Source organism: Gammaproteobacteria bacterium CG11_big_fil_rev_8_21_14_0_20_46_22 (assembly GCA_002796245.1).
In the GTDB taxonomy this organism is placed as follows: Bacteria; Pseudomonadota; Gammaproteobacteria; order UBA12402; family UBA12402; genus 1-14-0-20-46-22.
Map to the genome: position 1 here is coordinate 14,448 of PCWT01000008.1, position 20,612 is coordinate 35,059.

Below are 20,612 nucleotides of genomic sequence, written 5' to 3' on the forward strand. Positions count from 1 at the left end.
CGATTTTTTTCATTTTTGGCTCGATTATCTTGATTTTCGTTTCGAAAAACCCATTGCAAACAAGCCCTAATGAGCCAGATTGCCGCGCTCACTGACGTTCGCTCGCAATGACATTAGCAGCAGCCTGGGTTGAGAAGCGGCAGCGACGATAACCCAGGAAAATAAAAACCGCGCAAGAGTGTTATCAACGCTGCCAAAAACTTCGCGAAAAAATGACCAAGAGTGTGAAGATTTCCAAACGGCCGGCCAGCATGCCCACAATCAGCACCCATTTTGAAAAGCTGTTTAAATCTGCCATATTATACGCATACTGACCAATGGCCGCACCCACGTTACCCAACGCTGAGGCCATAGAGCCAAAAGCCGTGGTAAAATCCAAACCCGTGGCCATGATCAATAAAACCCCGATTAACAACAAAGCAATATAAGCTGTGACAAAAGCCCAAACGGCTTCGACAACATGCTCTGGGACCACACGATTATTGATTTTAACGGCATACACACCTTGCGGGTGAATCAAACGTTTCAACTCACGACCCAATTGTTTTTTGAGCAATACAAAGCGCAACATTTTCATACCACCACTGGTTGAGCCGCCGCATGAACCCAGCAAGCCAAGCAATATAATGAGCACCGGAATAAACAAAGGCCAGGTTGCAAACGCACCATCCACAAAACCTGTGGTGGTCATCACAGAAACGACCGCAAAAGTGGATTTCACCAAAGAATTCCAAATACCGGGATAAACATGATAAATCGACAGTACCACTAGACCAATAAACGATACCAGCGCAGCAATTGCGATGTAATAACGGAACTCGACATCACGCAAATACACGCGAATCGAACCACGTGTCACCGATAAATAATGCAGCGAGAAATTGGTGCCGCCCAGCAGCATGAAGATAATACAAACCACATCAATTAAGTTACTGTGATAATAAGCAAAGCTCGCATTGTGAATCGAAAAACCGCCGGTAGAAATTGTACCAAAGGATTCTTCCACCGCATCGAAGATCGGCATGCCGGCTGCCCAGTACGCCAAGCTGCACAGTATTACAAGCCCCACATAAAACACCCAAATCGCCTTGGCCGTTTCGGTAATACGCGGCGTGATCTTATCTTCTTTCATCGGACCGGGTGTTTCCGCACGGTAAAGCTGCATACCACCCACGCCTAACATCGGCAAAATAGCCACAGCTAAAACGATAATCCCCATACCACCCAGAAACTGGAGTTGCTGTCGATAGTACAACAAAGCTGCCGGCACTTGATCCAAATTAGCAATGGCTGTCGCGCCCGTGGTGGTAAAGCCTGAGACCGACTCAAAAATGGCATCGGTAAAATTCACTTCAAAATGAATGCCCAACCAAATCGGCAAGCAACTGAAAAAACTCAATACCGTCCAGAAAAGAATAACAATAAAAAAGCCATCACGAATTTTAAGCTCAGCGCGGTCACCCCGCGTGGGCACCCACAACAGCAAACCTGTCAGAAAAGTGATGGAGAAGGCTAGAAGAAAGGGCCAAACTTCAGGTTGGTTAAAATAGTACCCCACAGGAATCGGCACGAGCATCGTGATACTGAAAAAAATCAGCAAAAGACCCAGAACACGAAACACAGAGCGAAATTGCATATCGGTCTACCCAAAAAATCCCAAACTGACTTGGAACAACTGCTCCACTTCTTTGACACGTTTCTTGTCCGCCAGGAATAAAATGACTTTATCTTCCGGCTGAATTTTGATATCACGATAAGCAATAATCACTTCCTCGCCACGCACAATCGCACCGACTGTGACACCAGACGGCAAACGGAGTTCTTTAACCGTGCGCCCAATCACGCGAGACGAACCTTCGTCACCGTGAGCCACAATCTCCAAGGCTTCGGCCGCACCGCGGCGCAAAGAATAGACGTTTTCAATGTCACCGCGTCGAATGTAGCGCAAAATGTATCCAATGGTTGCTTGTTGTGGCGAAATGGCAATATCGACCACACTGCTTTCCACAAGCTCAACGTAGGCCGTACGCTGAACCAAGGCCATGACCGTGCGCACACCGAGTTTTTTCGCGAGCATGCACGACATAATATTGTTTTCATCGTCTTGCATCAACGCACAAAACACATCAACGTTTTCAATGCCTTCGTTGTGTAAAAGCTCACGATCAACGGCATCGCCATGCAACACGGTACTAGACTGCAACTCAGAAGCAATATACTCCGCACGATCACGATTTTGTTCGATCACTTTAATATCGTATTTAAGCTCTAGCGCACGTGCCACACTTAAGCCAACGTTACCACCACCTGCAATAAGAATACGCTTGTACGGATTATCTAATCGGCGCAGTGCTGACATCACTTTACGAATGTGTTCGCTGGCGGCAATAAAAAAGACCTCATCACCCACTTCTAACACCGTATCGCCTTTGGGTGTGATCGCACGATTTTGGCGAAACACGGCCACGACACGCGCCTCAAGATTCAACTCTTGACGCAAAGCACCCACACTTTTACCGACCAGGGGCCCACCAAAAAACGGCTTGATGGCCACAAGCTTCACTTTGCCTTCAGCAAAATCCAAAACCTGCAAGGCACCGGGGTGCTCGACCAAACGGCGAATATTGCTGGTGACCAATTGCTCGGGGCTAATAAAGACATCGACCGGCAGATTTTCTCGGCTATAAAGTTTGGGATAACGAAAATATTCGGTTGCACGAATCCGTGCGATCTTGGTGGGTAAACTAAACAAAGAATACGCGACCTGGCAAGCAACTAAATTCACTTCATCGTTATTCGTCACGGCGATGAGCATATCAGCATCATCCGCACCGGCTTTTTTCAACACAGTGGGATACGATGCATTACCTAATACGGTGTTTAAATCCAAGCGTGATTGTAAGTTTTTAAGGCGTTGATCATTGTGATCAACCACGGTGACATCATGGCCTTCAAACACCAAGTTTTCAGCCAATGTGCCGCCGACCTGGTTACCCCCTAGAATGACAATTTTCATAAGGACAATGTACCTTCAAAAACAAAACTAGCCGGCCCCGTTAAATACAAAGCATCCTGCGATTGCGAGCAATCCACACTTAGTCTACCACCCGCTTGTTGAATATCCACCCTTTCATCGACAAGATTTTGCTCAAATGCCGCAAGCGCACAGGCTATCGCACCACTGCCGCAAGCCAAGGTTTCGCCCGCACCGCGCTCAAACACACGAAGATCAATTTGCGTGCGATTGCGCACACAGGCAAAACCCACATTCACGCTGTGAGGGAATTGTTGGTGCGCTTGAAGTAGACGCGCTATTTCGACATGACCCTTAGCATGAATATCCTCGACAAACATCACGTAATGAGGGTTACCAATATCAATAAAACTACCCTCCAAGGTTTGCTCACCGATGTTAACGTGATAAGGAATCACACACTCATTGGCCGAAGGTAAAACCAAACGGTATTGACCATCGCCTTCATTATGCAGTGTTAAGCGATCGCGGCCGGTGTAAAAACTCACCGTGTCACCCTGAACCAAACCCCGATCAAAGACATAATGCGCCAAAGCCCGCGCGCCATTACCGCATTGGTAAACACGCCCGCCATCGGCATTGAAAATCCAATAATCAAAATCCGCTTTAGGTACGCTCGCCGGCGCCAAAGCCAGCAACTGATCGCAACCCACACCAAAATGGCGATCGGCGATGAACTGGACATTCTCAGGGGTTAAGACGTTGCCGGCCTCGCACACATTGACAACGACGAAGTCATTGCCCAGCGCTTGCATCTTGCTGAACGTGAGTTTCATGCTGTGCCTTAGTATTGGTTGAAATCGGTTTCGTCGGAGCTTTTTCAGATGGCAAATACAAAGGACCCATTTGCCCACAGGCTGATAATAAAAGCGCACCTAGCGTTAAACAGAAAAATTGAAAACCGCGTTGCATCGTTTTACCTTGCAAAACACAGATGATACGGCTTGGGCCTTTCAACATCAAGCGGCTTGTCATCCCCGCAAAGAACAAGTATTGTCATTGCTACGTGTGGTCACAGCCGTGATAATCCAATGCATTACCCTGTAGAACACTTCAGAGCCTGACCGCCGTGTTTGAAAGCGCTCATTTCAAGGCTGTGTGAGGCAGGACGCCGAACCCAGAGCCCCCAGGGATGGGTTGATGGCGTCCTTGAAATGAGCGTTTTTAAACACAAGTAGGCAGGCGAGCAAGTTGCACAACAACATTAAAACAGAACTCGAGATTGATATTCATGAATAACAACACCCTCATCAAAGAACCCAGCCAAACCGCCGACAGCAGCATCATCTGGTTACACGGCCTGGGCGCGAGCGCGAACGACTTTGCACCCATCGTGCCAATTCTAAACCTGCCAAACACGCGCTTTATTTTCCCGAATGCACCTGTTCGCCCAGTTACCCTTAATATGGGCATAGAAATGCCCGCTTGGTACGATATTTTCAGCCTGGATCGTTTTTCCAAACAAGATGAAGCCGGCATCAAAGCCTCGGCCCAGACCGTTGGGTCCTTAATCCAAGCCGAAGTCGACAAAGGCATTAAAACAGAACGCATCGTGCTGGCCGGTTTTTCGCAAGGCGCGGCCATGGTGCTTTACACCGGTACACGGTTTGAACACAAGCTTGCCGGCATACTCGCGCTCTCTGGCTATTTGCCCCTGGGCGATCAGCTCGCGGCGGAAAAATCACACGCCAACCTCAACACCCCGATTTTCATCGCTCATGGCGATTACGATGCCGTGGTACCACCCAATTTTGCCGAGCTGACCATGGACACCTTAAACCAGGCCGGCTTTTCACCCACGCTAAACCGCTATCCCATGGAACACAGCGTATCGGATCAAGAAGTGCGCGATATTCGTGAGCGCTTAAGGGCTTGGCAGATATAGGCGCAAAAATAACTTTATCCAAAGCAGGCGGCGACAAACCGCAGGCTGATCCGCTATACTAGCGCCTCACTCTGCGTGGGGTATCGTGATGCAGCGCATATGGCGTAACAATCAGCTCTCAACTTGGCGGCCCAACGCCTGGGATGGCGTGGCGCTGGTTATTGTCGGCGCGATTTTTGCCCTCCTAGCCTACGGCGCCCAACAAATGGCCGCTCCGTATCATATCGGCGAGCAAATCCCCATCTCGCTGGGTATCAGCCAACTTCCTTATTACGCGCTGCGCACCATTTTTCGCATGATACTGGCGATGGTGATTTCTCTATTGTTTAGTTTTATTGTCGGCACGCTCGCGGCCAAAAACAAACACGCCGAGCGTTTGATCATCCCCGCGATCGATATTTTACAATCCGTGCCTGTATTGGGTTTTCTTTCTATCACCGTGGTGGGCTTTATTAAATTTTTCCCCAACAGCATTTTAGGGCCTGAGTGCGCCGCAATTTTTGCGATTTTCGTCGCGCAAGTGTGGAACATTACACTAGGCCTGTACCAAAGCCTTCGCAATGTGCCGCACGAGCTCAAAGAAGCCGCGTCTATGTTTCACCTCTCGGCGTGGCAACGTTACTGGCGTGTGGAGATTCCTTTTGCGCTGCCAAGCCTTATTTGGAATATGATGCTCTCCATGTCAGCCGGCTGGTTTTTCGTGACCGTGTGCGAGGCCATTTCCGTCAATCATCAAACCATTCTATTGCCCGGTGTCGGCTCCTACATTGCCGTGGCGATCGAAAAAGCCAACACCGATGCCGTGATTGCCGCTATCGTCACGATGCTCGTGGTGATCATGCTGTATGATCAAATCCTCTTTCGTCCACTGATTCGCTGGTCCGATCGGTTTAAATTTGAAGCCAGTATCGACGAAGAGAAACCAAGTTCTCTGTTTGTCAGTATTCTGGAACGGACACGATTACTCACCCTGATTGGCCAATTCTTCACAACAGCCTTCACCTTGTTTGTGAACCTAAACCTCGGTCAAAAGCGCAGAATTCTAGACCCCGAAGTTTTAGAACGACCCAAAACGTACAAAGCGATCATCTCCATCTGGTTGTGGTATAGCCTAGTCATCATTTCAGGGCTGCTTGCTGTCGTTGCCTTGCTCGGTTTCATTTTCCACTCGCTTTCAGCACACGAAGTGTTTCATGTCTTATTGCTCGGCGTGTACACGACCTTGCGTGTGGCGATTTTGATTGTGATCTGCTCGCTGATTTGGGTGCCGGTGGGTGTGTGGATCGGCATGCGCCCGCGCGCCACACACATTGCCCAACCCATCGCGCAATTTCTCGCCGCCTTCCCCGCCAATCTCATTTTCCCCGTGGTGGTTATGGCGATTATTCACTTCCACTTGAACGTGAATATCTGGACCACCCCCTTAATGATTTTAGGCACGCAATGGTACTTATTATTTAATATCATCGCCGGTGCCAGTACACTGCCGAAAGATCTTTACCAGGTCACGCAAAACTTTGGCGTGAAGGGTTGGCTGTGGTGGCGCAAGTTTATTTTGCCCGGTATTTTCCCCTACTACGTCACAGGTGCAATCACGGCCGCCGGCGGCGCATGGAATGCGAGCATTGTGGCCGAAGTGGTGAACTGGGGTCACCATGTGTTACGCGCCACCGGACTTGGCGCGTACATCAGCACCTACACCACCAGCGGGGATTTTCCGCGCATTGCTTTGGGCATTGGTATTATGTGCGTATATGTTTTACTATTTAACCGACTCGTTTGGCAGCCTTTGTATAATTTGGCTGAGAAACGATACCGAATGTTTTAAATAGATTGCCGCGCCCATCGTCGCTAACGCGACGACGTGGCTCGCAATGACAGGGCTTGGCACAACCATGGCAAACACATTACTCGAAATTAAAAACGTTAAAAAACTCTTTCGAAGCGATGCCTCACAAGAGCTGCTAGTCTTGGATGATGTCAACTTCACCATGCGCGAGGGCGAAATTGTCGCGCTCGTCGGCCGCTCGGGTTCAGGCAAATCCACCTTGCTGCGCATCATGGCAGGTTTAATCGAAGCCACCAGTGGCGATGTGAAATACCGCGGCCAAACGATTGACGGGCCACAAAATGGCATCTCCATGGTGTTCCAACATTTTGCGCTACTGCCTTGGCTTACCGTTTTACAAAACGTGGAGCTAGGCCTTGAAGCCCAGGGCGTCGATAAACAAGAACGACGAAAACGCGCCTTAAAAGCGATTGATATTGTCGGTCTCGATGGCTTTGAATCCGCCTTTCCCAAAGAACTCTCCGGCGGTATGCGCCAGCGTGTCGGCTTGGCTCGCGCCTTAGTCGTGAACCCCGACCTGTTATTAATGGATGAGCCCTTTTCAGCGCTGGATGTACTCACCGCGGACAACCTTCGCAGTGATTTACTGGATTTATGGGATGACCAACAAGCGCAGCTCGGCTCTATCTTAATCGTGACACACAATATCGAAGAAGCCATCTTGATGGCGGATCGTATTTTAATTTTTGATGCCAACCCCGGCCGTGTGAAGCACGAGCTGAAAGTGAATTTAAAACGCCCGCGTGACGATGAAACGCCAGGCTTTCGTCAGCTCATGCATCAAATTTATACGCTTATGACGACGTCTGATGCCACACTCTCTGCGCATACCGAGATTGACCTCAGTTACCGCGTGCCCGACGCAAAAGTCTCGGAGCTTTCAGGCTTAATTGAAACCATCGCCGAAGAAGAATTACCGGGTGCGATCAGTTACTCTGACTTGGCTGAGCTCACACAGCTCGACGTGGATGAATTAATTTCCTTGACCGAAGTATTGGACATTTTGCAGTTCATTAAAACCAACGATGGCCGCATTGAACTGACCCGCGCCGGCGAATCTTTCGCCGAGTCTGAAATTCTTGAACAGAAAGAATTGTTTGCCAAGCATTTGCTAAACCACATCCCAATCGTGAAGCATATCGTCACCACGTTAAAGCGACGTTACAACCACCGCGTGTCAAAAAAATTCTTCTTAGCAGAACTTGAAGAATACTTCAGCGATGACGATGCCGATCGCGTCTTACGTATTGTGATCGAATGGGGACGATACGCGGAGCTTTTCGCCTACGATGACAACACCGGTAAACTCAGCTTGGAAGACCCTGAATAATGAGCCTATTCAACACGGTTGCGATCATTTTATTCATAGCCATGGTGATTACCTACATCAACCATCGCTTTATCAAATTGCATACAACGATTGCGACCATGGCCGCCGCACTCATTGTTTCGATTATCATTTCTTTACTGAATCACATCGGCCTGCACGAATACCACCACGAAGTGCGAGAGTTTGTCGCGCATATTGATTTTCACAAACTGGTGATGAATTTCATGCTAGGCCTGCTGCTCTTTGCCGGCAGCCTGACCATTGATCTCACCCAACTCAAACAACAACGCTTGGAAATTGGCGTCTTGGCCTTTGTCAGCACCATTGCTTCAGCGTTTATTATCGCCACCGTTTTATATTATTTACTGCAGCTTTTTGGTGTGCCCATGGGCTACGCGTATTGTTTATTGTTCGGCAGCTTAATTTCCCCCACCGACCCCATCGCCGTGCTAGCCATCTTTAAACAAGTGGGGGCGCCGAAAAACCTAGAAACGGCGGTATCTGCCGAAGCTTTGTTTAACGATGGCGTGGGTGTTGTCTTGTTTATCACGGCCTATCATGTAGCCTTTGGCGGCGGACATGTGCATGCTGGCGATGTGATCTGGCTATTTTGTCGCGAAGCCATTGGCGGCTTAATTTACGGTATTGTGTTCGGTTATATCTTGTGCGTATTGTTGCGCCCTTTGCGCGATATGAAATTAGAGATCATGTTCTCGATCATTATGGTGATCGCCGCCTACGCGTTGGCCCAATCCATTGAAATCTCAGGGCCATTGGCCATGGTGGCCGCGGGTATTTTTGTGGCGAACTTTCGCCGCCACGAAACCCTGCTGCCTTTGTCACGCCATTACATGGAAAACATTTGGGAGATGATCGACGAGATTTTAAATACGGTGTTATTTTTACTGCTGGGTTTTGAAATTTTAGTGGTGAACTATGACTGGACGAAAATCATCGTCTCACTCTGCGTGATTGCGCTGACTTTACTCGTGCGTTACTTAGTGGTGGCCTTACCGATGACCGCGCTTCGCCCGTGGCGACAAAAAATCCCTTATGCCATCAGTATTTTAAGCTGGGGTGGTTTACGCGGTGGTCTCGCCGTAGCATTAGCGCTGGCGCTACCCGCCGGTGAGATCCGCTCTTGGATTTTAGCGCTCACCTACGCGGTGGTGGTGTTCTCGATACTCGTTCAAGGCACCACCATCAAGCCGCTGGTGCGATTAAGCCGCCGCTGAAGCAGCAACCGAGGCAGTGGCAGCTGCTTTATCAGAACCTGCAACAACGTTCTGTTGCGCACGATCATGAGCAAGCCACCAATCAAGCCCCACAGTTAGCATACCCAAAAAACAACCGGCACTCGCCCCCCAGAAAACCAAGGGCGCACCGCCTAGCATGGCACCGCCTACGCAAGCCGCAACGCCTGAAAACAACAAGGCCGTAAAAATATTGGGAATCGCATGGTGTCGCCTGCTCGCATTTGAAATAACAGAAGCTGCCGCATGCAAGCTGGCAGCTAATGCGATGCCAATCATCACCGATGTAAAGCCTTTCGCATCAATCGTCGTATTTTCTTGCTGCTCTTGAGTCGAGCCAAAGTGAGTCACGATAGACCCGGTGACAAAAACAGCCCCAGCAAGGTTTGCAAGCGCATTGAGAAAACTTGAGCACATCATCAGCACCTTGGCCGCTTTTGGGGGCTCAACAGCCTGAGGTATTAGCGGCGCACTTTCGCCTCCTGATGGAGTTTTTTGGCGCAAACTTCTTGCCAAGCGAATACCATTAAATAAGCCAAAACCCGTCTCGCTAAGCTGGCCAACCAGCACCCCTGCGATAAACCAAAAAGCCGCAGTGCTGCTAACCCAGGCAAGGTTAGTAAAAACGCCCAAAGTTACAGCTAACGACGGCAAAAGAATCGACACGGCAATACCGCGCTGAGCCACCTCGGCTCGGGGCAATACCGCACAACATTTGGTTTCTTCAGACATAATGATCACCTCAATGAATTTTGGGCCAATGCTAGACCCGAATGCTTAAGGAATTATTAAGACTATTGTGGCACTGTCTGCGCAGAAAGATCCCGCATGATTCCGGGCACAACAGGGGATAACTCGCCCTCTTCTGTGAAAAATACTGGTGAAATCCTAGCTCGGCGTCGACACAAGCACCCCACAGACCTTGAGGTCTGTTTTTCACTGAGCGCATTGACCTGGGCCAACAGCTGGGCCGGTAGGCTATTCGAATCATTCAGCAACTCCTTGAGCTCATTATAACGAGCAGAATCTTCCAAGCGAGCGATCGCTTGAAATACGTAGCAGTCTATCAAACCTCGTCTTCGTCCCTTACCGATTAAACCTGGCGAGAGAATTTTCGCCCGCTCACGCAAATCTAGATCAGGGCAACGCGCCAAAAGATACTGAAAGTACGCCAAACGCTGATAAACAGGATCAGAAAACGTTTTAGCAAACACAGCTTCAGCCAATTTGTTTAAAATCGTCTCAAAGTGTTGAGCGGCAAGACCTTCTGCATGCTCAGCTAGCAATTTCTCTGCTTTTCGCTCAGTTTTTAGCCCAAGTTCATTGCCATCGCGATCAAACAGTTTATGGCTTAACACATTCGCCGATACTCCTAAGATCCCGCGCTCTTTGTACGCCGCCAAAACACCAGGATCATCATCAATGGCAATAATGTCACGAGAATCAACACCATGCTTTTTCGCTGCGATCAGTGCGCTTAAGGCCTTATTGTGCTGAGTGAGCACGAAGCTAAAACATTTTTTCTGATGCTTGAGCGGTCTCTCGACTTTTTGATCCAGGCTGTGATAAACATGCTGGGCTCTAGGCTCACGATCAGGAACCCAGATTTGCACGCTATTTTCTTGCCGATTAAACCAAGAGGGGCGACCGCGCTCAAACTCTTCTTTTAACCCCTTGCACACTTCCATACAAAGATCATCAAAACCTTGCTTGTTTGTGATCACGATGCTAGCAAACTGAAGCTTAACGCCAAAAAAACCTGCGATCCCGCGCATGAGATCAAGCGCTAAGATAATATCTTTCGGATTCTTATTCCAAGCCTCTGAGGCTGTCTCTTTCAAAAAATTCAAGAGTGTACCGTCAACATCCCAAGCCAACAGCACTTTTTTTATTCTTCTCATTATGGTCACTCTTAGAGATGGCTGGAAACCAGCTTACACCCAAAAGCTTAACCTTTTATGAAGACAACTATTTTAAAGCCTGATACGCCGCCAACGCCCGATCTCGCGCCATCTTATGATCCACCATGGGCTCTGGGTAATTTCTTCCCAGTTTAACACCGGCACTTTCCAAAATTTTTTCAGACGCGGCCCAGGGTTGATGCACGTATTTATTCGGTAAATCCGCAATTTCAGGCACCCAACGGCGAACATACTCACCCTGTGCATCGAACTTTTCGCCTTGAAGTACCGGGTTAAACATTCGAAAATACGGCGCAGCATCGGCGCCACAACCCGCCACCCACTGCCAACTGGCGCTATTGTTCGCTAAATCCGCATCGAGCAAGGTATCCCAAAACCATTGCTCACCACGGCGCCAGTCGATTAACAAATGCTTTATTAAAAATGAAGCAACGACCATGCGCACGCGATTATGCATAGTGCCTGTCACCCAAAGCTCACGCATCCCCGCATCCACAATCGGGTAACCCGTTTGACCACGACACCATTGCTCAAAGGCTTTGTCACTTTTCGACCAAGCCATACCATTAAAGAGCGGCTTGAAATTTTTGCTCGGCAAGTCCGGGTTGTAATGCAACAGCGACATGGAAAACTCGCGCCAACCCATCTCTGACAAAAACTTTTCAATCGCAGCGGATAAATGTGGTGATTCGCTTGAAAGCGCTAATAGCTCAATGCAAAGTTGGTTCACACTGATTTCACCAAAGTGCAGATGCGGCGACAGATGCGACGTGGCTCGGATAGCCGGTATGTCACGCCCTGTCGCGTAATCGGCCAAACCCTCTTCCACAAAACGCTCAAACGCTTTTTTAGCGCCGATCTCACCGGGCTGCCAGTGTGGCTCAAAGGATTTCGCCCAGTTGGGTTTTTCGGGCAATAATCTCCAATCGTCTAAAAGCTCAGAAGCCGCTGGCTTAGCTTGAGCTAAAGAGCCCAAACGTTTGACTGGGTGCAATACGATCTGCCGACGCAGAGCACGCCAAAACGGGGTAAACACTTTAAAATACTCACCCTGACCGTTGAGCACTTGCCCGGGTGCATGCAAATAATTCCCCTGAAAAACCTTACACTCGACCGATTGCTCTATAAGCCAATCTTTTAAACGCTTGTCTTTCTCAAGCCAAGCTGGCTCGTACACGCGGTGCCACACCACCGCATTCACCTTATGAGACTTTATGAGCTCGGCAAAAATAGTTTTGGGGTCGCCGCTGCGCAAGATAAGCTGCACACCTCGCTTAGCTAAAGTGTTCTCAAGCGTCGTTAAGCTATGGTGCAACCACCAATTTTGCGCCTCACCCTGATCACTTTCATCATAAATATAGAGTGGTAGCACGCTCAAACCGCTGCTCGCTGCATACTGCAAGGCTGCATGATCAACCAGACGCAAATCCCTGCGAAACCAAACAATGATGGACGACACAAAACACTCCTTACGCTTTCGCTGAAACTATAACATACACTTGTTAAAGCGTGTAATATCCGCTAACGTCGTAGTATCCGAATCATGAAGGGATTGATCATGCTCAGAAAAGCTAAAACGACGACTAAAAGTACCATTAAGCAAATAAAAACGTCCCTACCCAAACCGATCAAGAAAATCCCAATTGATGGAGTGCGCATCAATGGCAAGTTGCTCACCAAAGAGCAAAAAATTATCCGAAAACTCTCTGATCGCATTGTCAGAGCACAGCGCCCCATCCGTATTTTAGAAGCCATTCGCTGGGAAGATGATGTTAGACGCACCTTCTTTAAGTCCAAGTTTAAAAAATTGCCAAAAGTGAACGCCGCCTATTACAAAAAGAAAAAAATCGCTTATAACTTTGACGAAAAAATTGGGGAATTTGAACACATTGAAGCGAAAATTCGCTCGCAGCTCGGCCAATTTTGTAGCGCAAGCCGCATGATGCAAGCCATGTGCCAAGAGTACGTTTCTGTTTTGAAAATGCTAAAAAGCCGCGGCACGCCGGATTTTGGCTTATATTCTTCACACCTTTATGGCTCAACGAGTGATGCGCTATACGCAGGTGCGCCAAAACTGCGCGACATTGCGGCCAATATCGCCGAAACCTTAGAAAACATCGCCGGACAGGCGAAAAACAAGCGTGATGACAAACGCTACAGCGCGAAAGAAGCGGCTGCCATTATGCAAACCAAGCTTCGTCACTATTTTCATGCGCACGAACATCGTATCAAAGTGTCCGCGAGCTCAGATATCGTCGCCGATGCCGCCGCCGGTGCTGAGCAAATTAAAATGAATTCGAAAGTACGATTCAGCGATAGAAACATTCGCCAACTGGAAGTACACGAAGGCTGGGTGCATTTGGGCACCACCTTAAACGGCTTGGAGCAACCGATTTGTACTTTCCTCAGTAAAGGCACGCCCTCTGCGACTATCACCCAAGAAGGGCTTGCGATCATTGTTGAAGTTTTATCATTGTCGTGCTACCCGTCTCGCGTTGCACGCATCAACAACCGTGTTATCGCCACTGACATGGCACAAAACGGCGCGGACTTTATTGAAGTATTTAACTACTTTATGGAACACGCTCACGACGAGCACGAAGCCTACAACAATACAGCCCGTATTTTTAGAGGCAGTACAGCTAACGGCAAACCCTTCACTAAAGATTTAGCGTACACAAAAGGCTTTATCTCGATTTATAATTTTTTGCGATTAGCCTTCCAAAAAGGGCAGTTTGATATTATCCCCATGCTGTTTGCCGGCAAAACCACCCTGGAAAATTTAAACACGATTGTGGATATGCACGAAGATGGCTTGGTGATTGCACCGCGTTATGTACCACCACAATTCACCGACCCCGCCGCCTTAGCAGCTTGGGCAGCGTATTCAACCAGCTTATCGAGCTTGAGCATGCGCAAGATGGAAGGTGACTTTAAAAGCTTATTGCGGGAATAAAAAAAGAGCTGCAACTGCAGCTCTCTTAAATAAAGCGAAACGCGAATAGTCTAACCGGCACAAGCGAAGCCCATTGCGGTCATCCCGCACCAATTGTAAACAGACCCTAAAGTTTTTCATGATAATGACTTTCCAAATACTCGCTCACTTGCGCCTTAGGCAAGCTGATCACATTCGCCAAGTGCTTGACCGTGATCACATAATAAATCGAGTGATTCCAGGCATACAACACTTTGTAATTTTTAAACAACATAAAAAACTGATCGCCGAGCTTTACCACAGACACTTGCTCACGCTTGTAAGCCGACACATCCTGATCAGCCACAAGACCGCGCTGCAACCAAAACGCCAGCGGGAAGTGATGGCGCGTGCCAAGCAAGGAGTACGGCACGTGTGATTTAAAGCGCACCGGCATCACGATCGGCTTCTTATATTCCCAGCCGTAACGATGCAAAGAATAGGCAATCGAACCCAACACATCCGGCGTGCTGTGCCAGATATCTTTTTTACCGTCGTGATTAAAATCCACGGCATAGTCATAATAATGCGTGGGCATAAACTGCGGCTGACCCATCGCACCGGCCCAAGAACCCTTAAGGTCTTTGAAATCCACATCGCCACGCTGAACAATTTTCAAGGCATAGCGTAATTCTTTGTAAAAATACGTCGAGCGCGGCGAATCGTAAATCAACGTGGCTAGTGTCGAAATCTCGGGGAATTTTCCTTCCACACGACCATAGCTTGACTCCAAACCCAATAGAGCCACCACGTATTTACCCTGAACATGGTAACGCGCCTCAACTTGCTTGAGCAGCGCGGCATGCTGTTGCATGTATTCATAACCTGCGCTGATACGCCCTGGCACCATCATGTGCTTCAAATACCCTTGCAATGTTAGCTTCACCTCCGGCTGATGTTTGGACTTATACACCGTGCGGTGGTAATAACGCACCCCCTCAAAGGCTTCATTCACCAAATGCGCCGAAAAGCCATCGTGCTCTAAACGTTGCTTGAGCGATTGAACAAACACGGGGAACGGCGGTTTGGCCGGTGTTGCACTCGCAAAAGCCAGCACGAAAAACCCCAAAGTGACAATAACTGCAATGATGCGCATGAGATTCATATTCCTTTGAAAAAAGTGATAGTAACGGGCATTGGCAGCGATTGCAAAAACTCTACTCATACACAAAAGCACGCCTTCAACTGCTTAAACGCGCTCCTCGGTTTCTTAGCCTCAAGGTTTCTCTTGCGCAGGGACGCTTTTCGCCATCCATGGCCGCTCCCTTACGGCATCCTTGCCTCCAGAGGCCCCGCGCAAGAAAAACCTTCGGCCAAGCCCCTTGAGCGCTCACTCAAACCCACCTTAGTCTCCTCAATGCACGAAAAAAAGAAAGAGATCCCGAACGAACAACAATACTAGATCGACCTTACGGCTTAGCTTGAAAACCAGGCCGAAGTGTAGGGTCAGGCGAATCATTTTTTCGCGAATTGCAAATCAAACACCTTGTGCCCCAAACGAAGACCGCGTTGTTCGAACTTAGTCAAAGGACGTGAGTCTGGGCGGGCGATATAATCATGACTGGCCGAAAGATTTTCAAACTGATCACAAGCCTTGGTGACTTCTAACATATGCTCGGCGTAATTAGCCCAGTCAGTGGCCATGTGCAACACGCCATCCACCTGCAGTTTTTGAGCAACAAGCGCCAAAAAAGCTGGGCTGACGATACGACGCTTATGATGGCGTTTTTTATGCCAAGGATCTGGGAAAAACAACTGCAAACGCGATAAGCTTGCATCGGGAATACAACGCGTTAACACCTCGATGGCATCCTCTTTAAACACGCGCAGATTGTTAACGCTGGCTTTCGCAGCATTATTTAGCAAAGAGCCCACGCCCGGCCTGTGCACCTCTATGCCAATAAAAAGCTTATCGGGCTCTTGCTGCGCATATTGCAACAAACCTTCGCCCATGCCAAAACCAATTTCTAGCACCAGCGGTTTCTTCTCCCCGAAGAGCGATTCAACATTAAGCAAACCATCGTCTAAATTCAAACCGTAGGTTGACCAAAGCTCATCCAGCGCACGCGTTTGCGAGGGGGTCATGCGGCCCTCACGGCGCACGAAGCTTTGTATTTTGCGAAAGGTTTTTTGTGTCATGCTATTACCACTGTTATTTTTAACCCTGCCCCTTGACGCTTTTACTTGCCTCCGGCTTTTCTTTGTCGGGGACGATTTTCGCCATCCTGGCCGCTCTGCGACGGCATCCATGCCTCTGCAAGCCCCGACAAAGAAAATCCCTCGCCAAGTCCAGCACAATTTAGCCTAGAAAAAAATTTTTAACGATGGGTTTTCACCGCATCAATCAAAACGGATACGTGCTCTGGCGGCGTGCCTGGTAAAATGCCGTGGCCCAAATTAAACACATGGCCCGGGTGATCACCAAATTCATCCATGATTCTTTTCACTTCGGCGCGAATGGCTTTTTCATCGCTGAACAAAATCACAGGGTCTAAATTACCCTGCAAGGCCACATGATCGCCCACGCGCTCACGCGCGCGCCCAATGTCCGTCATCCAGTCCACGCCGACCCCTTGGCAACCGGTCGCCGCAATTTTCTCGAGCCAAGCACCGCCACCTTTGGTAAACACGATGGTCGGCACGCTCATCGCCTGCACAATCTTTCGAATGTATTGCAAAGAAAAGGCTTCGAACGCAGGCTCGGTGAGCACGCCGCCCCAGGTATCGAAAATTTGCACCACTTGCACACCAGCTTCAATTTGCGCCAGTAAATAGGCAGTCACCGCATCAGCCAGCGTAGATAACAAGGTATGCGCAAGCTCAGGCTCACGATAAATTAAGGTTTTAATGGTTTGAAACGTTTTACTTGCACCGCCTTCAACCATATAGCACGCCAAGGTCCAAGGGCTGCCGGAAAAGCCGATCAATGGCAGGTTTGCCGGCATTTCACGGCGGATGGTTTTTACCGCCTCCATCACGTACGATAAGCTTTCGTGAGGATCAGGCACCCGCAAAGTCTCAATCACCTTGGCGGTTTGGACAGGTCGCTCAAACTTCGGGCCTTCACCTTCAGAAAAATACAAGCCCAAGCCCATGGCATCTGGGATCGTTAAAATATCGGAAAATAAAATCGCCGCATCCAAATCAAAACGGCGCAAAGGCTGCAAGGTCACTTCACAGGCCAACTCCGGGTTTTGGCAAAGCGCCATGAAGTTACCCGCTTGCTCACGCGTTTTGCGATACTCGGGCAAATAGCGCCCAGCTTGTCGCATCAACCACACTGGCGTAACGTCTACCGACTTGCGTAACAACGCATTAATAAAGCGACAGTCCATGATTAATATCCTTGTTCTTCAAGGTGCTGCATGATTTTTCGCGTGACAGCTCGCACAGAATGCCCCGCCGTATCAAAGGTGACATCAGCAATTTCTTCATATAAAGGCTCACGATCGGCTTTCATTTCTTCAAGCTTGCCCTCAACGTCGTCGACCTGAAGCAAAGGACGGTGATCTTTGCGCTGAGTGCGCTCAAGCTGTTGATCGATGGAGGCGGTTAAATACACCACCAAACCACGGCCCGCCAAGAGATTGCGGTTTTCGGTTTTCAAGACCACATCGCCACCCGTGGCCAATACGCAATTGGGTTTTTCCACCAGCTCTCTGAGCACCTCTGTCTGGCGCTTGTGAAATCCTTCTTCGCCTTCCACATCATAAATCCAGCTAATACTCACACCAGTGCGGCTTTCGATCACCTGATCGGTGTCATAAAATTCCATCTTCAAGGCCTCGGCTAGCTCCAGGCCGATCGTGCTTTTGCCCGCCCCGCTCGGGCCGACTAAAAATATACTCGCTTTGTTTCTCATAGCGCTTGTTTAACCTCTTGTGGTGTCACAAAAACCAAGAGTTCTTGGTGTGTGTCTTGCCGCTTACGATATTGAAATAATTTTCCCACCAGCGGCATATCGGACAAAAACGGCACTCGTTCAATTTGCTCACTGTGTACATGCTCATAGATACCGCCCAAAACCACCGTTTGGCCATCGCGGACCAACACTTGAGTTTGGACGCTTCGGGTATCGATCGCTGGTACACCCTGCACTTCTTTGGCACTGGGCTTATCCTGATTAACGTGCAAGTGTAGCAAAATTTTCCCACCAGGAATAATGTCTGGTGTGACTTTTAATCGCAAAACCGCTTTTTTAAACGCCACGCTAGTCGCGCCCTCGCCGGCTTTTTCTTGATAGGGAATATCTTGACCTGACTCTATCACTGCCTCTTGGCGGTCGGCCGTGACCACCTTCGGGCTTGAAATGACCTCGGCAAAACCATCCGAGGCTAAAGCCGAGAGCTCGGCATCGAGATGCACACCTGGCGCAAGCTTGACCATCGCAAGGCCCACATGCGCGGCATCAGGGTTGGCTGCTGGCAAATCCATCCATAGCCTGTCTTTAAGCGGCACATCAGCCAAGGCCGTATGTTTTGCCAGCTCATTGCTCCCAGCCAAGGTGCCGCTTAATCGTTTGCCCGACAAACCAAAACGAAGGCCAATTTCAGATTCTTTTTCCTGATCAATGCTCACGATTCGCGCACGTATCATCACCTGTTGCACCGGCCTATCCATCGCCTGAATAACGGGCTTTAGACGGGAAAAATCGGCCTCGCTAGTTCTTAGCAATAAAGCATTGCCACGCTCATCAGCGGCCACCGTCCCCTCACCCAGAATGTGCTGGCCAGCCAAAGCTTTGGCCATATTTTTCGCATTGGCGTAGCGAAGCGCAATATAATGCGTGCTCAATGCCGCCGAGCCAGGCTCAAGCTGAGGAGAGATCCTTGGCGAAATCACCCAACTATCCCCCACACGCTTAGCCTGCAAATTGGCCGCCACTAAAATTGCCTGCAGCGCACGTGGCCAACTGGTGTTATTCAAGTGCAAACTTAATTTGCCTTTAACTTCATCGTCTAAAATGACGTTCTCACCTGAAGCTTTAGCCACGGTTTCCAAGAGTTTGGCCACCGGTATGGCCTGAAAATCTAAAGAGACCGCAGAAGCTTGCGAGGCAACAAAACAAAAACTAAGACAAGCAATGTAAAAACCAAGTTTTTTCATCTTCCACTAAGCGAAATCGATGCTGATCACTCACCAACCTCGCACCCTGGGCCAAATAGGCGCCGATAGGCACAAGGACAGATTCAGGCAATCCTTCACCCAACAGCAAAAAAGTTTTGTCATGATCCTTCACAACACCGTAACACTGAAGTTTTGAGGCCACCGCCTGCTTTAAATAGTCTGAGCGCTTTGGGGTACTGCTTATAACAACCTGCTTTGAAGGCAAAAAACCGGCCACGACCATCAGCAAAAAGCCCAGCAGCGCTAACACCGAGACCGAATATTTTAAAGCACGAACTTGCCTGATGACACCGAGGCTACTCACAGGCACCGCCAGACATGCCATAGCAAAACCACATTCACTGCAGTCAAAACAGCAGCAATTACCGCATAAACCCTGCCATATTTTTTTACACATTGCCTTGCCCACAACTCAAACCAATCATTCAAAAATTTTGAAGACACCCATCCTCCCAGCGCTTGGCTTTGCAGTGCACACAGTATGCAAGATACACGCCTAGATATTCAGGCTCACAATGATAAAACACGTGTTGCTGACAACCGTCTGCTGGAAACAAACTAGACTCTCTAGCCAAACACACCCCGTAGAGTGGCTTTTGCACAAAGCCTTCGAGTATCGAGGGCCAAGCGGCGTGCAAAGCTTGTTCTCCTTCATACACACCCAAGGACCTGGGCGAAAGAGGCGGCTCTAAGCAATACACTTTAACGCTACGATCCTCAGCTAACACCACACAGGCTGTATCGCCCAGCCAATCATCCAGTTGAATTAAATACTCACGCTCGATGTCACAAGACGCATACGCCTTAATTTCAAATAAGCGATGAAAGCGCTTTCGTGTCAACAGCAGGAGACGTGAAAGCAATCGCTCTGGCAAGGCTTGCAAAAGGTAGGACGCCCCTTGCCCATTCACTTTTTGCAAGGCGCAGACCAAAGACCCAAAACCTTTTTTATGTCGTCGACGAAAATCCGTGGCACAAGCTTTTTCTGCCGCTTCGTCTAAAGCCTCAGCCGAAAACGGCTCTTCCAAAAAATCTTCAGGCGAAAACACAAACTGCAGGCATTTATGCGCCAAACGATGAGCCGCATTGATGCGCCCAAACAATTCCGACAAGGCGCCAAAGCCCTGAACGCACTCTTTTAACAGACAGCACTGATCGCGCACGAGCAACACCGAAAATGCCTCGCGCGACACGCCGACAAATATCATTAACATCAGGATGAATCTTTAGATAAGAAG

At 49.0% G+C, this 20,612-nt stretch carries 19 protein-coding genes; 5 read left to right on the forward strand and 14 right to left on the reverse strand.

The features are described 5' to 3' along the window. Window positions 1-184 precede the first annotated feature (184 nt). Genes COV52_00640 through COV52_00655 form a run of 4 tightly spaced genes read right to left on the reverse strand, consistent with a single transcriptional unit; the run spans window position 185 to window position 4,009 of the window. The gene (locus COV52_00640) at window positions 185-1,636 is read right to left on the reverse strand and encodes a potassium transporter (GenBank protein PIR12052.1); all 1,452 of its coding nucleotides are present in this window, start codon (window positions 1,634-1,636) and stop codon (window positions 185-187) included. A gap of 6 nt (window positions 1,637-1,642) precedes the next feature. Continuing rightward, window positions 1,643-3,016, reverse strand: a complete 1,374-nt coding sequence (locus COV52_00645; protein PIR12053.1) for a Trk system potassium transporter TrkA — start codon at window positions 3,014-3,016, stop codon at window positions 1,643-1,645. Next, window positions 3,013-3,810, reverse strand: coding sequence for a diaminopimelate epimerase (gene dapF, locus COV52_00650; GenBank protein ID PIR12054.1), 798 nt, complete (start codon window positions 3,808-3,810; stop codon window positions 3,013-3,015). The genes COV52_00645 and dapF overlap by 4 nt, the downstream gene beginning before the upstream one ends. Continuing rightward, a complete protein-coding gene (locus COV52_00655) occupies window positions 3,770-4,009 on the reverse strand; it encodes a hypothetical protein (protein ID PIR12055.1) in 240 nt (79 codons plus the stop codon). The genes dapF and COV52_00655 overlap by 41 nt, the downstream gene beginning before the upstream one ends. Before the next feature lie 256 nt (window positions 4,010-4,265). Between COV52_00655 and COV52_00660 the strand changes: the two genes are divergently transcribed. The 4 genes from COV52_00660 (at window position 4,266) to COV52_00675 (ending at window position 9,333) form a co-directional block, all read left to right on the forward strand. Beyond that, entirely contained in the window at window positions 4,266-4,919 is a 654-nt protein-coding gene (locus tag COV52_00660; GenBank protein PIR12056.1) for a carboxylesterase, read from the forward strand. A gap of 88 nt (window positions 4,920-5,007) precedes the next feature. Continuing rightward, on the forward strand, window positions 5,008-6,747 hold the full coding sequence (locus tag COV52_00665; protein ID PIR12057.1) for a sulfonate ABC transporter permease: 1,740 nt from the start codon (window positions 5,008-5,010) through the stop codon (window positions 6,745-6,747). A 67-nt stretch (window positions 6,748-6,814) separates the two neighbouring features. After that, window positions 6,815-8,098 (forward strand): nitrate ABC transporter ATP-binding protein, encoded by a 1,284-nt coding sequence (locus COV52_00670; GenBank protein PIR12092.1) that lies wholly within the window; start codon window positions 6,815-6,817, stop codon window positions 8,096-8,098. Next, on the forward strand, window positions 8,098-9,333 hold the full coding sequence (locus COV52_00675) for a sodium:proton antiporter (GenBank protein ID PIR12058.1): 1,236 nt from the start codon (window positions 8,098-8,100) through the stop codon (window positions 9,331-9,333). The genes COV52_00670 and COV52_00675 overlap by 1 nt, the downstream gene beginning before the upstream one ends. On the opposite strand, the gene COV52_00680 is transcribed toward COV52_00675, so the two are convergent. The 3 genes from COV52_00680 to COV52_00690 form a co-directional block, all read right to left on the reverse strand. Further along, complete coding sequence (locus COV52_00680) at window positions 9,319-10,083, reverse strand: hypothetical protein (GenBank protein PIR12059.1); 765 nt, start codon at window positions 10,081-10,083, stop codon at window positions 9,319-9,321. The two genes, COV52_00675 and COV52_00680, sit on opposite strands and share 15 nt — an antisense overlap. Window positions 10,084-10,145: 62 nt before the next feature. Beyond that, entirely contained in the window at window positions 10,146-11,252 is a 1,107-nt protein-coding gene (locus COV52_00685; protein PIR12060.1) for a hypothetical protein, read from the reverse strand. Window positions 11,253-11,319: 67 nt separating this feature from the next. Then, complete coding sequence (locus tag COV52_00690; protein ID PIR12061.1) at window positions 11,320-12,732, reverse strand: deoxyribodipyrimidine photolyase; 1,413 nt, start codon at window positions 12,730-12,732, stop codon at window positions 11,320-11,322. Window positions 12,733-12,831: 99 nt separating this feature from the next. Here COV52_00690 and COV52_00695 point away from each other — a divergent pair, with 99 nt between their 5' ends. Next, a complete protein-coding gene (locus COV52_00695; GenBank protein PIR12062.1) occupies window positions 12,832-14,229 on the forward strand; it encodes a flavohemoglobin expression-modulating QEGLA motif protein in 1,398 nt (465 codons plus the stop codon). A 106-nt stretch (window positions 14,230-14,335) separates the two neighbouring features. Here COV52_00695 and COV52_00700 read toward each other — a convergent pair whose 3' ends face one another. The 7 genes from COV52_00700 to COV52_00730 form a co-directional block, all read right to left on the reverse strand. Further along, window positions 14,336-15,412: a hypothetical protein gene (locus COV52_00700; protein ID PIR12063.1), complete on the reverse strand. Its 1,077-nt coding sequence runs from the start codon at window positions 15,410-15,412 to the stop codon at window positions 14,336-14,338. A gap of 290 nt (window positions 15,413-15,702) precedes the next feature. After that, the gene (locus COV52_00705) at window positions 15,703-16,386 is read right to left on the reverse strand and encodes a tRNA (guanosine(46)-N7)-methyltransferase TrmB (protein PIR12064.1); all 684 of its coding nucleotides are present in this window, start codon (window positions 16,384-16,386) and stop codon (window positions 15,703-15,705) included. Between the two features lie 179 nt (window positions 16,387-16,565). Further along, on the reverse strand, window positions 16,566-17,582 hold the full coding sequence (locus COV52_00710; GenBank protein PIR12065.1) for a uroporphyrinogen decarboxylase: 1,017 nt from the start codon (window positions 17,580-17,582) through the stop codon (window positions 16,566-16,568). A 2-nt stretch (window positions 17,583-17,584) separates the two neighbouring features. Beyond that, the gene (locus COV52_00715) at window positions 17,585-18,109 is read right to left on the reverse strand and encodes a shikimate kinase AroK (GenBank protein ID PIR12066.1); all 525 of its coding nucleotides are present in this window, start codon (window positions 18,107-18,109) and stop codon (window positions 17,585-17,587) included. Then, window positions 18,106-19,353, reverse strand: coding sequence for a hypothetical protein (locus COV52_00720; GenBank protein ID PIR12067.1), 1,248 nt, complete (start codon window positions 19,351-19,353; stop codon window positions 18,106-18,108). The genes COV52_00715 and COV52_00720 overlap by 4 nt, the downstream gene beginning before the upstream one ends. Beyond that, entirely contained in the window at window positions 19,319-19,771 is a 453-nt protein-coding gene (locus tag COV52_00725) for a hypothetical protein (GenBank protein PIR12068.1), read from the reverse strand. Before COV52_00725 ends, COV52_00720 begins: the two co-directional genes overlap by 35 nt. A 28-nt stretch (window positions 19,772-19,799) precedes the next feature. Then, window positions 19,800-20,588 carry a hypothetical protein gene (locus COV52_00730; GenBank protein ID PIR12069.1) on the reverse strand — a complete coding sequence of 263 codons (789 nt, stop codon included), beginning with the start codon at window positions 20,586-20,588 and terminating at the stop codon, window positions 19,800-19,802. Window positions 20,589-20,612: the final 24 nt, after the last annotated feature.

Coding starts and splice junctions, on each gene's coding strand:
- COV52_00640 (PIR12052.1), bottom strand. CDS start 1,636: ATGCAATTTCGCTCTGTGTTTCGTGTTCTGGGTCTTTTGCTGATTTTT.
- COV52_00645 (PIR12053.1), bottom strand. CDS start 3,016: ATGAAAATTGTCATTCTAGGGGGTAACCAGGTCGGCGGCACATTGGCT.
- dapF (PIR12054.1), bottom strand. CDS start 3,810: ATGAAACTCACGTTCAGCAAGATGCAAGCGCTGGGCAATGACTTCGTC.
- COV52_00655 (PIR12055.1), bottom strand. CDS start 4,009: ATGACAAGCCGCTTGATGTTGAAAGGCCCAAGCCGTATCATCTGTGTT.
- COV52_00660 (PIR12056.1), top strand. CDS start 4,266: ATGAATAACAACACCCTCATCAAAGAACCCAGCCAAACCGCCGACAGC.
- COV52_00665 (PIR12057.1), top strand. CDS start 5,008: ATGCAGCGCATATGGCGTAACAATCAGCTCTCAACTTGGCGGCCCAAC.
- COV52_00670 (PIR12092.1), top strand. CDS start 6,815: ATGGCAAACACATTACTCGAAATTAAAAACGTTAAAAAACTCTTTCGA.
- COV52_00675 (PIR12058.1), top strand. CDS start 8,098: ATGAGCCTATTCAACACGGTTGCGATCATTTTATTCATAGCCATGGTG.
- COV52_00680 (PIR12059.1), bottom strand. CDS start 10,083: ATGTCTGAAGAAACCAAATGTTGTGCGGTATTGCCCCGAGCCGAGGTG.
- COV52_00685 (PIR12060.1), bottom strand. CDS start 11,252: ATGAGAAGAATAAAAAAAGTGCTGTTGGCTTGGGATGTTGACGGTACA.
- COV52_00695 (PIR12062.1), top strand. CDS start 12,832: ATGCTCAGAAAAGCTAAAACGACGACTAAAAGTACCATTAAGCAAATA.
- COV52_00700 (PIR12063.1), bottom strand. CDS start 15,412: ATGAGTAGAGTTTTTGCAATCGCTGCCAATGCCCGTTACTATCACTTT.
- COV52_00705 (PIR12064.1), bottom strand. CDS start 16,386: ATGACACAAAAAACCTTTCGCAAAATACAAAGCTTCGTGCGCCGTGAG.
- COV52_00710 (PIR12065.1), bottom strand. CDS start 17,582: ATGGACTGTCGCTTTATTAATGCGTTGTTACGCAAGTCGGTAGACGTT.
- COV52_00715 (PIR12066.1), bottom strand. CDS start 18,109: ATGAGAAACAAAGCGAGTATATTTTTAGTCGGCCCGAGCGGGGCGGGC.
- COV52_00720 (PIR12067.1), bottom strand. CDS start 19,353: ATGAAAAAACTTGGTTTTTACATTGCTTGTCTTAGTTTTTGTTTTGTT.
- COV52_00725 (PIR12068.1), bottom strand. CDS start 19,771: ATGTGTAAAAAAATATGGCAGGGTTTATGCGGTAATTGCTGCTGTTTT.
- COV52_00730 (PIR12069.1), bottom strand. CDS start 20,588: ATGTTAATGATATTTGTCGGCGTGTCGCGCGAGGCATTTTCGGTGTTG.